Raw genomic sequence first — 12,586 nt, 5'->3', positions numbered from 1 at the left:
TCACCTCGTGTCGCGCGGTGTCATGCGGCGTGCTTCCGGCGCGCGGCGGTTTTCTTTGCCGCATGCGCGCCCGTCGCGCCCTGCTTCGCGGCCGGCCGTTTCGCGGGTGCTTTCGCGGCGCTCCGCGCGGCAGCCTTCGCGGCCGGCTTGCGTCGCCCGCTCGCGGTGCGCGGCGCGGACGCGCCGGTGTCGTCGTCCTCGCGCGCAGCACGCGCGCCGCCGCCCTTCAGGCTGCGCTTCAGCAGCTCGGTCAGGTCGACGACGTTGGCCGCCGTGCGCGCCGTTTGCGCCGGCCGGTCCTCGATCTCCTCGACGCTGCCCGCGCGCACCTTGCGCTCGACCAGTTCGAGGATGTCGTCGCGGAACGTGTCGCGATACTCGTCGGGCGTCCACGTGCCCGACATGTCGTCGATCAGCTTCTTCGCCATCGCGAGCTCGCGCGCGCTGACGCCCGCGCGCTTCGCGTCGCCGGCCGGCACCGGCAGCTCGTCGAGCGGGCGCAGTTCCTCCTGCCAGCGCAGCGTATCGAGCGCGAGCAGCGGCCCGACCGGGATCAGCGCGCCGAGATGCTGGCGATCGTGCATCACGACGTGCGCGATGCCGATCTTGCCGCTGTCCTTCAGCGCGTCGCGCAGCAGCGCATAGACCTTCTCGCCCTTGCGGTCCGGCACCAGGTAGTACGGCGTGTCGAGATACAGGAACGACACGGCGTCCGCGTCGACGAACGTGACGATGTCGACGGTCTGCGTCGATTCGGGGTTCGCCGCGCGAATCTCGTCGTCGGTCAGCACGACATAACGCTCCTTCTCGTACTCGTAGCCGCGCACGATGTCCTCGCGCGCGACCTCCTTGCCGGTGCGCTTGTTGATCTGCCGATAGCCGACCGGGTCCATCGAACGCTTGTCGAGCAGCCGGAACGACGGCTTCACGGTGCGCGTCGCCGGGAACAGCTGCACGGGCACGTGAACGAGCCCGAAGCTGATCGCGCCTTTCCAGATCATGCGTGCCATGGGTGTCCTCCTTGCGGCGTCGTTGCGTCGGACGCCTTCGTCCGCGGCCGATGCTACGGCCGGCGGCTGCGGCTGCGCCGCACGATGCTCACGTGTCCGTTGCGCTCCAGGATCGCCGCGTCGACGTCGGACAGGTCGGTCGCGCCGGTCGCCTGCCGGACGCTTTCGCGCACGTCGGTCGGCGTAAGCAGCGCGGCACGCATCTGTGCGTCGTCGAAGCGGCCGTTGCGATACACCTCGCGCTCGGCGCCTACCAGCAACCGCTCGAGCCGGCGCGAGCGCACGCATGCCCAGCCGATCGCACGATGCAGCAGCGCGATCGCGAGCGACGCCGCGACGGTCGCTCCGAACGGAGACGCGCCGACCACCGCGCGGCTCAGGATCGCGCCGAGCAGAATGCCGACCACGTAGTCGAACGGCGAACGCTGCCCGAACGCGCGCCGCCCGGCGATGCGAATCAGCACCAGCGCGACCACGAACACGACGATCGCACGCAACGCCATCTGCCCGGGGCCGAGCATCCGGCCCTGTCCGAACAGCGCGACGACGACGTCCATGATGGCGGCGCTATGCGGGCAGATCGGCCGCCTGCTGCCAGCGCGCCCGGATCCGAGGGCGGCCGATGTCGTCCGGGAACGTGCGCATTACCGCGTCGGGATCGACCGCCTGCCCGATGCCCACGCGTTGCGCCGAATCCGGCGGATATGCGGCGCCCGGCAATAGGCGTTCGGCACCGACGGCCGCGTTCGGCTTCAGGTGCCTGAACGCCCTGCACACGTATCGCTGCGCGGCCTGCTGCGTCTTGCCGGCTGGTGGGGGATTCGTCATCGGGGCGTCCTCGTCGAATTCGATGGGCGGCCGCCACGCACGCAGCCGCTGCGGCGCGCGCGAGCGCGCCTGCGGCGGCCGGCCTCGGCGTCAGGGCGCGCGCAATGCCGCGTCGAGTTCGGTATCCGTAATATCGAGCGCCACGTTGCATTCGATCGCGTCGTCCTCGACGCGCGGCTTGCGTTCGTCCACCGCGCGTCGAGCGCCATCGCACAGATACGTGCGCACGCGCAGCCGGTCGTCCTCGTCGAGCCGCGCATAACGCTCGATCACGTGCGGATCGAACCGCAGGTCGACCGTGCAACGCCACTCGCGCGCGCTTTCGTCAGCCGGCACGCGCACCCACGACACCTGGATCGTCAACCGCCCGGATGCGTCGTCCGCATGCACGACGACGGTCGACTCCGACGGGAAGCCGTTCGCGAGCGCGTGCTCGAGTTCCGCGACGCGCTGCGAGCGGTCGGGCGCGCTGGTCATCGTCGCACGACGCCCAGCAGCAGCGTGACCAGAAAGATCACGACGAAGATGTAGAACAGGATCTTCGCGATCTCGGCCGCGCCGGCCGCGATGCCGCCGAAGCCGAGCACGGCCGCGACGAGCGCGATGATGAAGAAAATGACGGCGTATCGAAGCATGGAGCCCTCCTGGATGACAGCGGTCGCGAACACACGTCGTCGTCGATCACGCATCGTGCTTGTGCCTGGGTTTGCCGCGAACCGGCGTGGAAGCCATTCTCTCGAGTTCCTTCTCGCTCATCGACTTGGCCATCGACTTCGCCGGCGGCTTGAGGTCCTTCATCTTCGTGTCGCCGCGCTTGGCCGACAGCGCGGCCCCGGCAGCACGCTGCTGGGCCTGGGATTTTGCTGGCATGGTTGCGCTCCTCTCGTTGGCGCGCGCGATACGACGCAATGTCGGTGCAACAGACGGCACGCGCGCGGTTGGGTCGCCCGGGTCGTCATGCGGCGTCGCGGCGCCGCAGGTCGGCCGGCGGGATCTTCATCGCCTGGCGATACTTCGTCACCGTGCGGCGCGCAAGAAGAATGCCGCGCCCCGCGAGGTTCTGCGCGAGCGTGACGTCGGACAGCGGATCGGTTTGACGCTCGGCCGCGATCATGTCGCGGATCAGCACCTTGGCGGCCGATGCCGAGCACACGCCCTTGCCCGCCGCCTCGAGCTTGCGCGGGAAGAAGTGCTTGAATTCGAACGTGCCGTGCGGCGTGGCCATGTACTTGTTGCCCGTCGCGCGCGACACGGTCGATTCGTGCAGCTCGAGCTCATCCGCGATATCGCGCAGCACGAGCGGCTTCATCGCGATCTCGCCGTAGCGGAAGAAATCGCGCTGCCGCGCGACGATGCATTCGCCGACGCGCTGGATCGTCTCGAAGCGCTTCTGCACGTTGCGGATCAGCCAGCGCGCTTCCTGCAACTGCTGGCCGAGCGGCGAATCGCGCTCGCCGCTCGACTGCGCGAACAGCGTCGCATAACGCTCGTGCAGGCGCGCGCGCGGCAGCACGGCCGGGTTGATCGTCACGATCCATTCGTCGCGCACCTGGCGCACGATCACGTCGGGCACCACGTAGTCGCCGCGCGTGCTGCCATAGTGATTGCCGGGGCGCGGATCGAGGCCGCGCACGAGCGCGCACGCCGCGTGCAGCGTCTGCGGGTTGCAGCCGATGCGCCGCTGGATCTCGGCCGTCTCGCGGCGCGCGAGCCGTTCGAGATGCTCGCGCGCGATCGCCTTCGCTTCCGCGAGCGCCGGCGTGCCGGCCGGGATCGCGTCGAGCTGCAGCACCAGGCATTCGGACAGCGAGCGCGCGGCGATGCCCGGGCGGTCGAGCATCTGCACGAGCCGCAGCGCGACCGCGAGATCCTGTTGCGACAGCAGCAGCGCCGGATCGGCCGCGACCAGCAGGTCGGGCAGCTCCTGGCGCAGGTAGCCGTCGTCGTCGAGCGCATCGATCACGATGCGCGCGGCTTCGCGGTCGCGTTTGTTCAGCGGGTAGAGCCGCAGCATATCGTGCAGTTGCTGATGCAGCGACGGCTCGGCGGCCATCCATTCGCCGGGCGACAGGCCGTCGGCGTCGTCGCCCTGGCGGCCCGTACCGCGCGGCGCGGGCGCGGCCGTATACGACAACTCGCCGTCCGGCGGGCGCACGTCGTCGGGTTCGGGCGACGCTTCGGGCGCGGCGGCTTCGGCCGCCTGCTCGGGCGTTCCGGCGGCGGTTTCCTCTTCGCCGTCGCCCTGGCCGTCTTCGAGAAACGGATTCATGTCGAGCGCCTGCCGCAATTCCTGTTGAAACTCGAGCGAGGACAACTGCAGCAGCCGCAGCGACTGCTGAAGCCTCGGCGTAAGTGCGAGATGCTGTCGCATCTGCAGCGCAAGCGAGACGGACATCGAAAGCCTCCTGACGGTTCGGTTCGCGGTATTTCGTCGACAGGGTTTACGCAGCTTTCGTGCCAATCCGCCCACGCGCGCCGTGCCGGGGCTTTCGCGGGTTCGTGCCCCATCACGCAACCTGACGGGGCCGCTTTTTTACAAGCCGGCGGCAAGTTTGGGGCACGCATTTCGCGCGGCAAGAAGTGCGCTCGGTCGACCGCATCGTCACGCTTCGCATCGATGGGATCGACGGCCGAGCGATCGGGAAATACCGCCGTCAGCGCCGGCTGGTGGCGCAGCAGCCACGCGGCCATGTCGCGCTCCTGCTGCATGATCCGCTCGCAGCACGCTGCGGGTTTCATCTTCGCCGTCACGTTCCTTCACCGCATCACGAATGCGGCGTGTCGCGCGGCGCGATGCTCGGCGCGCATGCCGTGCGGCACACGCGACGCGTCAGTACTGCATCGGCGGCGGCGTGCCCGGCAGCCGCTGGTCGCCCTGCACGCCGTTCGGGCCCGGCGGCGGGACGTCGGCCGGATCGCCGCCGGTCGCGCCCTGCGGCATCGTGTTGCCCGGCGACGGGCGCGTCTCGTAGCGCGTATTGGCATCCGGCATCGTCGCGCTCGGCGGCGTCGCATGGCCGTCGGGCGGTGCGGGCGGCGCCGCGCGCGTGCCGTAGGTGGTGCCCTGCGTGCATGCGCCCAGCGCGCACGCGGCGGCGAACGCGCATGCAGCCACGCGTATCGTCTGGATCGTGTTCATCGGAATCCTCCGTCGGATCGACGGCTCAGAGCCGGTTGAAATGAAAATCCCCCGCATACGCGGTGGGTGCGCGGCGCGCCATCATCACGTCGAATTCGGCCGCGACGCGCGTGAGCGTGCCGCGTTGCCGCTCGATATCCGCCTGTTCGAGCGCGGCGAACGCGTCGGCATCGAAGGTCACGGTCAGCGACGCCGGATGGCCATCGACGCGAAAACCGATATGCAATGCGCCGGCCGGCTGCTCCTCGACATGGAACGGCATCGCGCGCGCCTCGAAATGGCGGCCGAGCGTCTCGGCGATGTCGCGCAGCATGCCGGGTCTGATACGGATGCTCATTGCATGCCCTCCATTCGCGTTCGCGGCGCCGCGCCCGCCGGCGGTGCGCGCACGGGCGGATCGCGCAAAGGCGGTTCGCGTTCCGGCGGCGCATGCCCGGGCGGATCGCCTTCGGGTTCGCGGTACGGTTCCACGTCGTCGGGATCGGGCGGCTCGGGGTCCGGCTCCACGTCGGGCACCGGCGGGTCGGGCCGGTGCAGCCACTGATCGCGGTCGTGATTCATCGGCATTCCATAGGGGCGCATCGTTGCGTTGTCTGACGGATGTGGCCAGGGTCCGCAATCCGCGTGCCGTCCGTTCGCGGCGCCCGCACGCCGGCGCTGCTGCGCATACGCGCGCGCTCGCGGCGCGCGCCGTGCATTCGCTACACCGTTCGCTGCAATTCTTGCAAGCGCGCCGCTACGCGTCGTACGCGGCCATCACGAGCCACAGCTCGCGGCCGTCGTCCCGCACACGCGCCGCCAGCGCATACGGGTCGGCCGGCTCGCATGCGCGCTGCAGCGCGAAGCGCGCCGGCTCGGTCGAGCCGAACGTCTCGTCGCCGAGCGGCCGCACGTCGGCCTTGCCCTCGAACATCCGGCGCTCGGGCCGGTAGATCAGCGGTTCGTGTTTCCACGTATCGAAATGGCTCTTCACCGAATCGAATCCGCCGCCGCATACGTTGATCTCGTAGCGTACGCCTGGTCGTCGTTTCGGAATCATCGTCGTGTCTCCGCTTGATGCGCGCACCGCAGGCACCGGGTGCGCCGCGCGTTGCTGCCATGGTCGTCTTCGTCTTCGCCGGCGACGTGGCAAATCGCGTGCCGCGTGCGATCCGGGAACGGCCGTTGCGGGAAATCGGCGTCATCGTCACCGATACGGAGCTTCGCCATGAAGGATTCGACCCGGTCCGGCCACGACGCGCCGGAGCGCAAGCAGCGACCCTCCCCATCGCAGCCGCTGAAGCCGGAGGACCGCACGCACACGCGCCATTCGGAACGCCATATCGACAAGCAGCTCGAGGACACGTTTCCGGCGAGCGACCCGCCCGCGACCGGCGGTATCACGCGCATCGAGCCCGACACGCCGCCCGGCACGCACGACGACGGGCCGTGGCAGGACAAGCGCGAACGCCACGACAGATGACGGCGACGAACGACAGGCCGCGTGCGCCGCACGGCATGCGGTTTGCTGAATGAGCCGAAGCATTGCCCACACCCCACCCGCAAGGAGGACTTTCATGCATCGCGTCAACGAAATCATGTCGCAGGACGTCGTGTGCATCGCGCCGACCGACTCGATCCGCCATGCCGCGCAACTGATGGAGCGCTACGACATCGGCGCGCTGCCCGTGTGCGACAACAACCGGCTGATCGGGATGGTGACGGACCGCGATCTCGCGGTGCGCGCGATCTCGGCCGGCAAGCCGCCGGAGACGCGGATTCACGAAGTCGCTTCGGGCCCGATCGAATGGTGCTTCGACGACGATTCGCTGGAAGAGATCCAGCACTACATGGCAGACGCGCAGTTGCGCCGCCTGCCCGTCGTCGATCACGACAAGCGGCTGGTCGGCATGCTGTCGCTCGCGGACATCGCGACGCGCTCGGCCGGCCCGACGCACGACGACGTCGCGAACACGCTCGAAGGCGTGTCGCAGCCGAGGCAGACGTGACGGGTCGAGCCTTTGCTTCGCCCCGTCCCGACCACCCGCGCGACCCGCGGCCCGCCCGGGCACGATCGCGCACCACGCAGCCTGGAGGAAACACCATGCAGACTTCCAATCAAGGTCAGACCCGCATCATCGGCAAGGGCGCCGCAACGGCGGCCGGACCCGGCCCCGACGTCATGGCGGCCAACACGCTGGAAGGCGACAAGGTCTATACGACCGACGGCGACGATGTCGGCAAGATCAAGGACATCATGCTCGACGTGCGTTCGGGCCGTATCGCGTACGCGGTGCTGTCGAGTGGCGGCCTGCTCGGCATCGGCGACAAGCTGCTCGCGATCCCGTGGAGCGCGCTGACGCTCGACACCGAGCGCAAGTGCTTCCTGCTGTCGGTGTCGTCGGAGCGGATCAAGAACGCTCCCGGCTTCGACAAGGACCACTGGCCGGCGATGGCCGATCCGCAATGGGCCGAGCCGCTGCACGAGTACTACGGCAGCGCGCCGTACTGGAGCCCCGGCGACGAGCTCGGGCTGACCGATCCGACCGAGGAACTGAACAATCCGCGCACACGCGACCCTCATTGAGCGTTCGCGACCGGCCGACACGCCCCGCGCATGCGGGGCTTTTTTTCGTCTGCCGGCCGCCCCTATTGATAACCATACGACATCAATCCATCCAAAAATCGCACTTATCGTTTCTCCGTCTCCGGGCGAACATTACCAAAACGACAATCGATCGCCTTCCGCGCATTGTCTGAATTTTTCTGGAGACACCCCCGATGCCCCCCTCGCCCAGCCTTCCGACCGGACGTTCGAAGGCCGCCGCGGTATTCCGCGTCACGGCCGGCAACTTCCTCGAGCAGTTCGACTTCTTCCTGTTCGGCTTCTATGCGACGCAGATCGCCGCCGTGTTCTTTCCCGCCGCGAGCGAGTTCGCTTCGCTGATGATGACGTTCGCCGTGTTCGGCGCCGGCTTCCTGATGCGGCCGCTGGGCGCGATCGTGCTCGGCGCGTACATCGACGACGTCGGCCGCCGCAAGGGCCTCATCGTCACGCTGGCCATCATGGCAAGCGGCACCATCCTGATCGCGTTCGTACCGGGCTACGCGACGATCGGCCTGCTCGCACCCGCGCTCGTGCTGATCGGGCGACTGCTGCAGGGCTTTTCGGCGGGTGCCGAACTGGGCGGCGTGTCGGTCTATCTTGCCGAGATGGCCACGCCCGGCCGCAAGGGCTTCTACACGAGCTGGCAGTCCGCCAGCCAGCAGGTCGCGATCGTCGTCGCGGCGGGCCTCGGCTTCGCGCTCAATCAATGGCTCAGCGCATCGGCCATCGCCGCATGGGGATGGCGCGTCCCGTTCTTCGTCGGCTGTACGATCGTGCCGTTCATTTTCATGCTGCGTCGCAATCTGGAGGAAACGCAGGAATTCAAGGCGCGCCGGCATCGTCCCGGCATGAAGGAAGTGTTCGGTACGCTGGTCCAGAACTGGGGCGTGGTTCTCGCAGGCATGATGCTGGTCGCGATGACGACCACGAGCTTCTACCTGATCACGGTCTACGCGCCGACCTTCGGCAAGACGGTTCTGCACCTGAGCACCGCGGACAGCCTGCTCGTGACGCTGTGCGTCGGCGTGTCGAATTTCGTCTGGCTTCCGATCGGCGGTGCGCTGTCGGACAGGATAGGCCGCCGGCCGCTGCTCGTCGGCATGACGGTGCTCGCGATCGCCACCGCCTATCCTGCGCTGTCGCTGCTCGCTCATGCGCCGTCGTTCGTCAACATGCTGCTCGTCCTTCTGTGGCTGTCGTTCATGTACGGGATCTATAACGGCGCGATGATCGTCGCGCTGACGGAAGTGATGCCGGTGGAGGTGCGCGTGGCAGGCTTCTCGCTCGCCTACAGCCTCGCGACGGCCGTATTCGGCGGCTTCACGCCCGCCATCTCGACGGCGCTGATTCACATGACCGGCGACAAGGCTGCGCCGGGCTACTGGATGAGCCTCGCCGCGGTGTGCGCGCTGCTTGCGACCTTCGCGCTCTATCGCCGCCGGACGCCGACGCTGACACCCGCGCACTGACGCCCCATGCCGAGCAACCTGCCCCGACTCCGCAAGACGACAATCATGAAAAACCTGCTCCTGAAACTGTGCGCGACCGCGCTCGTCGCCACCGCCGCAGTCACCGCAAACGTCCAGGCCGCCGAGCTGCACGTGATGAGCTCGGGCGGCTTCACCGCGGCCTATAAGCGCCTTGGCCCGCAGTTCGCGTCCCGCACGGGCAACACGCTCGACACCGCGCTCGGCCCGTCGATGGGCAAGTCACCCGAGGCGATTCCGAACCGGCTCGCGCGCGGCGAGCCTGCCGACGCGGTGATCATGGTCGGCTACGCGCTCGACGATCTGATCAGGCAAGGCAAGGTGATCCCCGGATCGCGCGTCGAGCTGGCCGATTCCCGCATCGGCATGGTCGTGCGCGACGGCGCGGCGAAACCCGACATCAGCTCGGCCGAAGGCCTGAAGCAGGCGCTGCTGCATGCAAAGTCGATCGCCTACTCGGATAGCGCGAGCGGCGTCTATATCGAGCGGGAGTTGTTCAGGAAGCTCGGCATCGACGACCAGATGAAAGCGAAGGCGAAGATGATCCCGCGGATTCCGGTCGCGTCCGTGGTCGCGAACGGCGACTACGAAATCGGCTTCCAGCAGGTGAGCGAACTGCTGCCCGTCCAGGGCGCGACCTTTGTCGGCAAGATTCCCGAATCGCTGCAGTCCGTCACACGCTTCGCCGCCGGCATCCCTGTCGGCGCGCAACATCCAACGGAAGCGAAGGCACTCCTCGACTATCTCGCGTCGCCCGCCGTGCAGCCGGAAGTGAAGTCGACCGGACTGGATTCCGTCTCCGCACCTTGAGCACGAACCACGGGAAGGCGTGCATCAGACGGCCTTCCCGTCGCGCCCGGCGTTGTCCGCAGCATCATCGGCGCAGTTCAGGTTCGCCGGCTCGGCCGCGCTCAGCATCCGCGCGAGCCGCTCACGATCGCACTCCCCTTCCCACGACGAAACGAAGATCACCGCGCACGCATTGCTGATCACGCTCGTCAGCGCGCGCGCCTCGGACATGAAGCGATCGATGCCGACCAGCAGCGCGACCCCGGCAACCGGCAGGTCGGGCATCACGGCGAGCGTCGCGACGAGCGCGACGAGCCCGCTGCCGGACACGCCGGCCGCCCCCTTCGACGTGAGCAGCATGACGGCGAGCATCGCCGCGATTTGCGGCGCGGAAAGCGGCACGTCGCACGCCTGCGCGATGAACAATGCCGCGAGCGTCAGGTAGATCGCGGTGCCGTCCAGGTTGAACGAGTAGCCGGCCGGCAGCACGAGCCCCACGACGCCCTTGTCGCACCCCAGCGACTCCAGCTTGACGATCAGCCGCGGCAACACCGGCTCCGTGGACGAGGTCGCGAGGACGATGAGCAATTCCTCGCGCAGGTAGCGCAACAGCCGCCACAACGCGAAGCCGTGCAGCCGCGCGAGCGGCGCAAGCACCAGCGCGACGAACAGCACGCAGGCCACGTAGAACGCCACCATCAGCCTCGCGAGCGAGCCGACCGAGCCGATGCCGAAGCGGCCCACCGTGAACGCCATCGCGCCGAATGCGCCGAGCGGAGCAAGCCGCATGACCATCGCGAGCACGCGAAAGACGATCTGCGCGACGCCGTCGATCAGCGCCAGCACGGGCCGACCGGCCTGCGGATACGCATTCAGCGAAAAACCGAACAGCAGCGACAGCAGCAGCACCGGCAGCACCTCGCCCGTGCGGAACGCGCCGAGCATCGTGTCGGGGATCACGCTCAACGCGAACTCGACGAGCCCGTGCGGTTGCGCGTGCGGTGCATATTGCGCCAGGATGCGCGGGTCGAGATGGCGCACGTCGACGTGCATGCCGGCGCCGGGCCGCAGCACGAACGCGGTGACGAGCCCGAATGCGAGTGCGGCGGCGGTCAGCAGATAGAACAGCACCAGCGCGCGCACGATCGTGCGCCCGATGGCCTTTCCGTTCGCCAGCGACGTGATGCCGGAGACGATCGTGCAAAACACGATCGGCGCGATCATCATCCGCACGAGGCCGACGAATGCATCGCTGAGCGGCTTGAGCAGCGCGCCCGCCGACGGCCAGAAGTGGCCGACGCTCACGCCGAGCGCCATCGCCAGCAGAACCTGCACATAGAGCGAACGGAGCGGTCTTGCCAGCCTCACGATGCGGTGTTCCCCGATGTCCTGTTTGTGTTCTTTATCTTCGTCACTTCGATGCATCGCTGCTTGCGGCGCCGGCGCGTTTCGCATCGACGATCGCCCGGTGAAACTCCTCCGCGGCCGGCGTCAGCGGGCGCCCGCGCCGTTTCACGATGCCCACCCGGCGCTTGACCACCGGTTCGACGAGGGGCACGCTCGTGAGCACGGGATGGTCGTGTCCGGGCATCGCCATCGACGGTACCGCGGCGACGCCGAGCCCGGCTTCGATCAACCCGAGCAGGGTCGTCACGTGGCGCGTCTCGCACACGCTCGGCGCCCGCGGCGCGACGGTCGTCAATGCCTGGTCGAGCAGCAGGCGGTTGCCGGAAGTCTTGTCCACCGACACATACTCGTACTCGTAAAGCTCGTTCCAGGTCACGCGCTTCTTGCGCGCGAGCGGATGGTCGCGCCGGCACGCGGCAACAAACCGTTCCTGCAGCAGCAGCTTGAACTCGATCTCCGGCTCCTGGCTGCCCATGAAACTCACGCCGAAATCGGCCTCGCCGCTGATGACCGCGCCCAGCACCTCGTTGGCGCTCGCATCCAGCAGCTTGACCCTGATGCGCGGAAAGCGGCGATGATAGCTCGCGATCACGTTCGGCAGGAAGTAGTAGGCCACCGACGGCACGCATGCAATCGTCACATGACCGAGGCGGCTCGACGAAACGTCGCGGATGCCGAGCAGCGCGACGTCGAGATCGTCCAGCAGTTGCTCGGCGCTCGGCGCGAACACGCGCCCGACGGTGGTCAGCGTGACGCTGCGGGTGGTGCGCTCGAACAACCGCACGCCGAGCGCTTCCTCGAGTTTGTCGATCCGGCGACTCAGCGCGGGCTGCGAAATGCTGATCGCGTCGGCGGCCTTTCGGAAGCTTCCCAGCTCCACCACCGCGCGAAACGCCTGCAAGTCGGTCAAATCGAAGTTGATTCCCACGGGCCACGTCTCCGAATTTCAGATGCCGGGTATTTTGCATGATTCGGGCAAGCTCACCCAGCCGGGAGATGCCCGGCTCCGACGCCTGCTACGCGCGGTGCCGCAGCGCATCGATCACGACGGAGAACGCGCGCGATGCCTGGCGGCGATCGCCGTCGCGCTCGTATGGTACGGCACGTCGGCGGCGGCCGGATCGTCGCCGGGGGATGCATCGCGTCTGTCCCCCGTCAGCGGATGCAGGCCGGCCGCAAACTGCGCGCCCATGTCGACCGCATGCGGCATGCCGGTTGCTCCATGTTCCGTATCGTCGATACGGGAGCCATCGATGCGCGGGATGTCGATTTTCCAGCCAGGCCACGCGAGCGCGTCGCGTGCCGCGTGCCGGCCGGCGCGCCGGTTCGCGCAGGCAGC

At 68.1% G+C, this 12,586-nt stretch carries 20 protein-coding genes; 5 read left to right on the top strand and 15 right to left on the bottom strand.

Annotated elements, in window-relative coordinates; genetic code table 11:
• Positions 1-20: 20 nt before the first annotated feature.
• From ku to AC3WLY_RS08625, 12 genes are all read right to left on the bottom strand, one after another.
• A complete protein-coding gene (ku, locus tag AC3WLY_RS08680) occupies positions 21-1,010 on the bottom strand; it encodes a non-homologous end joining protein Ku (protein WP_204420765.1) in 990 nt (329 codons plus the stop codon).
• A gap of 53 nt (positions 1,011-1,063) precedes the next feature.
• The gene (locus AC3WLY_RS08675) at positions 1,064-1,567 is read right to left on the bottom strand and encodes a DUF421 domain-containing protein (RefSeq protein ID WP_492310352.1); all 504 of its coding nucleotides are present in this window, start codon (positions 1,565-1,567) and stop codon (positions 1,064-1,066) included.
• A 10-nt stretch (positions 1,568-1,577) separates the two neighbouring features.
• Positions 1,578-1,838 (bottom strand): hypothetical protein, encoded by a 261-nt coding sequence (locus tag AC3WLY_RS08670; protein ID WP_492310353.1) that lies wholly within the window; start codon positions 1,836-1,838, stop codon positions 1,578-1,580.
• A 90-nt stretch (positions 1,839-1,928) separates the two neighbouring features.
• On the bottom strand, positions 1,929-2,315 hold the full coding sequence (locus AC3WLY_RS08665; protein ID WP_175961754.1) for a DUF3022 domain-containing protein: 387 nt from the start codon (positions 2,313-2,315) through the stop codon (positions 1,929-1,931).
• On the bottom strand, positions 2,312-2,473 hold the full coding sequence (locus AC3WLY_RS08660) for a DUF1328 domain-containing protein (protein ID WP_152859985.1): 162 nt from the start codon (positions 2,471-2,473) through the stop codon (positions 2,312-2,314). The genes AC3WLY_RS08665 and AC3WLY_RS08660 overlap by 4 nt, the downstream gene beginning before the upstream one ends.
• A gap of 46 nt (positions 2,474-2,519) precedes the next feature.
• Positions 2,520-2,708, bottom strand: coding sequence for a DUF3008 family protein (locus tag AC3WLY_RS08655; RefSeq protein WP_072437851.1), 189 nt, complete (start codon positions 2,706-2,708; stop codon positions 2,520-2,522).
• An 85-nt stretch (positions 2,709-2,793) separates the two neighbouring features.
• The gene (locus AC3WLY_RS08650) at positions 2,794-4,233 is read right to left on the bottom strand and encodes an RNA polymerase factor sigma-54 (RefSeq protein WP_492310354.1); all 1,440 of its coding nucleotides are present in this window, start codon (positions 4,231-4,233) and stop codon (positions 2,794-2,796) included.
• A gap of 435 nt (positions 4,234-4,668) precedes the next feature.
• Entirely contained in the window at positions 4,669-4,977 is a 309-nt protein-coding gene (locus AC3WLY_RS08645) for a hypothetical protein (protein ID WP_175961757.1), read from the bottom strand.
• Between the two features lie 25 nt (positions 4,978-5,002).
• Complete coding sequence (locus AC3WLY_RS08640; protein WP_072437848.1) at positions 5,003-5,314, bottom strand: hypothetical protein; 312 nt, start codon at positions 5,312-5,314, stop codon at positions 5,003-5,005.
• The gene (locus AC3WLY_RS08635) at positions 5,311-5,538 is read right to left on the bottom strand and encodes a hypothetical protein (RefSeq protein ID WP_492310355.1); all 228 of its coding nucleotides are present in this window, start codon (positions 5,536-5,538) and stop codon (positions 5,311-5,313) included. Before AC3WLY_RS08635 ends, AC3WLY_RS08640 begins: the two co-directional genes overlap by 4 nt.
• 175 nt (positions 5,539-5,713) lie before the next feature.
• Positions 5,714-6,016, bottom strand: a complete 303-nt coding sequence (locus AC3WLY_RS08630) for a hypothetical protein (RefSeq protein WP_034184667.1) — start codon at positions 6,014-6,016, stop codon at positions 5,714-5,716.
• On the bottom strand, positions 6,013-6,186 hold the full coding sequence (locus tag AC3WLY_RS08625; protein WP_175961759.1) for a hypothetical protein: 174 nt from the start codon (positions 6,184-6,186) through the stop codon (positions 6,013-6,015). The genes AC3WLY_RS08630 and AC3WLY_RS08625 overlap by 4 nt, the downstream gene beginning before the upstream one ends.
• Here AC3WLY_RS08625 and AC3WLY_RS08620 point away from each other — a divergent pair.
• The 5 genes from AC3WLY_RS08620 to AC3WLY_RS08600 all read left to right on the top strand — a co-directional run bounded on the left by AC3WLY_RS08620 (position 6,185) and on the right by AC3WLY_RS08600 (position 9,861).
• Entirely contained in the window at positions 6,185-6,439 is a 255-nt protein-coding gene (locus AC3WLY_RS08620) for a hypothetical protein (RefSeq protein WP_492310356.1), read from the top strand. The genes AC3WLY_RS08625 and AC3WLY_RS08620 overlap by 2 nt on opposite strands.
• A gap of 94 nt (positions 6,440-6,533) precedes the next feature.
• Positions 6,534-6,965: a CBS domain-containing protein gene (locus tag AC3WLY_RS08615; protein WP_034184469.1), complete on the top strand. Its 432-nt coding sequence runs from the start codon at positions 6,534-6,536 to the stop codon at positions 6,963-6,965.
• A 95-nt stretch (positions 6,966-7,060) separates the two neighbouring features.
• The gene (locus AC3WLY_RS08610; RefSeq protein ID WP_034184470.1) at positions 7,061-7,543 is read left to right on the top strand and encodes a PRC-barrel domain-containing protein; all 483 of its coding nucleotides are present in this window, start codon (positions 7,061-7,063) and stop codon (positions 7,541-7,543) included.
• A 194-nt stretch (positions 7,544-7,737) separates the two neighbouring features.
• Positions 7,738-9,033 (top strand): MFS transporter, encoded by a 1,296-nt coding sequence (locus AC3WLY_RS08605; RefSeq protein WP_175961761.1) that lies wholly within the window; start codon positions 7,738-7,740, stop codon positions 9,031-9,033.
• 45 nt (positions 9,034-9,078) lie between these two features.
• The gene (locus AC3WLY_RS08600) at positions 9,079-9,861 is read left to right on the top strand and encodes a substrate-binding domain-containing protein (RefSeq protein WP_492310357.1); all 783 of its coding nucleotides are present in this window, start codon (positions 9,079-9,081) and stop codon (positions 9,859-9,861) included.
• 24 nt (positions 9,862-9,885) lie between these two features.
• On the opposite strand, the gene dctA is transcribed toward AC3WLY_RS08600, so the two are convergent.
• The 3 genes from dctA to AC3WLY_RS08585 form a co-directional block, all read right to left on the bottom strand.
• Positions 9,886-11,208 (bottom strand): C4-dicarboxylate transporter DctA, encoded by a 1,323-nt coding sequence (dctA, locus tag AC3WLY_RS08595; RefSeq protein WP_492310358.1) that lies wholly within the window; start codon positions 11,206-11,208, stop codon positions 9,886-9,888.
• A 43-nt stretch (positions 11,209-11,251) separates the two neighbouring features.
• Positions 11,252-12,175, bottom strand: coding sequence for a LysR family transcriptional regulator (locus AC3WLY_RS08590; RefSeq protein ID WP_175961764.1), 924 nt, complete (start codon positions 12,173-12,175; stop codon positions 11,252-11,254).
• Between the two features lie 114 nt (positions 12,176-12,289).
• A complete protein-coding gene (locus tag AC3WLY_RS08585) occupies positions 12,290-12,457 on the bottom strand; it encodes a hypothetical protein (RefSeq protein WP_175961765.1) in 168 nt (55 codons plus the stop codon).
• Positions 12,458-12,586 lie beyond the last annotated feature (129 nt).

It is taken from the genome of Burkholderia sp. FW306-1C-G01B, assembly GCF_058781685.1.
Note: the sequence above shows the minus strand (reverse complement) of the source record. Positions and strands in the feature narration are given on the sequence as shown.

Coding starts and splice junctions, on each gene's coding strand:
- ku (WP_204420765.1), bottom strand. CDS start 1,010: ATGGCACGCATGATCTGGAAAGGCGCGATCAGCTTCGGGCTCGTTCAC.
- AC3WLY_RS08675 (WP_492310352.1), bottom strand. CDS start 1,567: ATGGACGTCGTCGTCGCGCTGTTCGGACAGGGCCGGATGCTCGGCCCC.
- AC3WLY_RS08670 (WP_492310353.1), bottom strand. CDS start 1,838: ATGACGAATCCCCCACCAGCCGGCAAGACGCAGCAGGCCGCGCAGCGA.
- AC3WLY_RS08665 (WP_175961754.1), bottom strand. CDS start 2,315: ATGACCAGCGCGCCCGACCGCTCGCAGCGCGTCGCGGAACTCGAGCAC.
- AC3WLY_RS08660 (WP_152859985.1), bottom strand. CDS start 2,473: ATGCTTCGATACGCCGTCATTTTCTTCATCATCGCGCTCGTCGCGGCC.
- AC3WLY_RS08655 (WP_072437851.1), bottom strand. CDS start 2,708: ATGCCAGCAAAATCCCAGGCCCAGCAGCGTGCTGCCGGGGCCGCGCTG.
- AC3WLY_RS08650 (WP_492310354.1), bottom strand. CDS start 4,233: ATGTCCGTCTCGCTTGCGCTGCAGATGCGACAGCATCTCGCACTTACG.
- AC3WLY_RS08645 (WP_175961757.1), bottom strand. CDS start 4,977: ATGAACACGATCCAGACGATACGCGTGGCTGCATGCGCGTTCGCCGCC.
- AC3WLY_RS08640 (WP_072437848.1), bottom strand. CDS start 5,314: ATGAGCATCCGTATCAGACCCGGCATGCTGCGCGACATCGCCGAGACG.
- AC3WLY_RS08635 (WP_492310355.1), bottom strand. CDS start 5,538: ATGAATCACGACCGCGATCAGTGGCTGCACCGGCCCGACCCGCCGGTG.
- AC3WLY_RS08630 (WP_034184667.1), bottom strand. CDS start 6,016: ATGATTCCGAAACGACGACCAGGCGTACGCTACGAGATCAACGTATGC.
- AC3WLY_RS08620 (WP_492310356.1), top strand. CDS start 6,185: ATGAAGGATTCGACCCGGTCCGGCCACGACGCGCCGGAGCGCAAGCAG.
- AC3WLY_RS08625 (WP_175961759.1), bottom strand. CDS start 6,186: ATGGCGAAGCTCCGTATCGGTGACGATGACGCCGATTTCCCGCAACGG.
- AC3WLY_RS08615 (WP_034184469.1), top strand. CDS start 6,534: ATGCATCGCGTCAACGAAATCATGTCGCAGGACGTCGTGTGCATCGCG.
- AC3WLY_RS08610 (WP_034184470.1), top strand. CDS start 7,061: ATGCAGACTTCCAATCAAGGTCAGACCCGCATCATCGGCAAGGGCGCC.
- AC3WLY_RS08605 (WP_175961761.1), top strand. CDS start 7,738: ATGCCCCCCTCGCCCAGCCTTCCGACCGGACGTTCGAAGGCCGCCGCG.
- AC3WLY_RS08600 (WP_492310357.1), top strand. CDS start 9,079: ATGAAAAACCTGCTCCTGAAACTGTGCGCGACCGCGCTCGTCGCCACC.
- AC3WLY_RS08585 (WP_175961765.1), bottom strand. CDS start 12,457: ATGCCGCATGCGGTCGACATGGGCGCGCAGTTTGCGGCCGGCCTGCAT.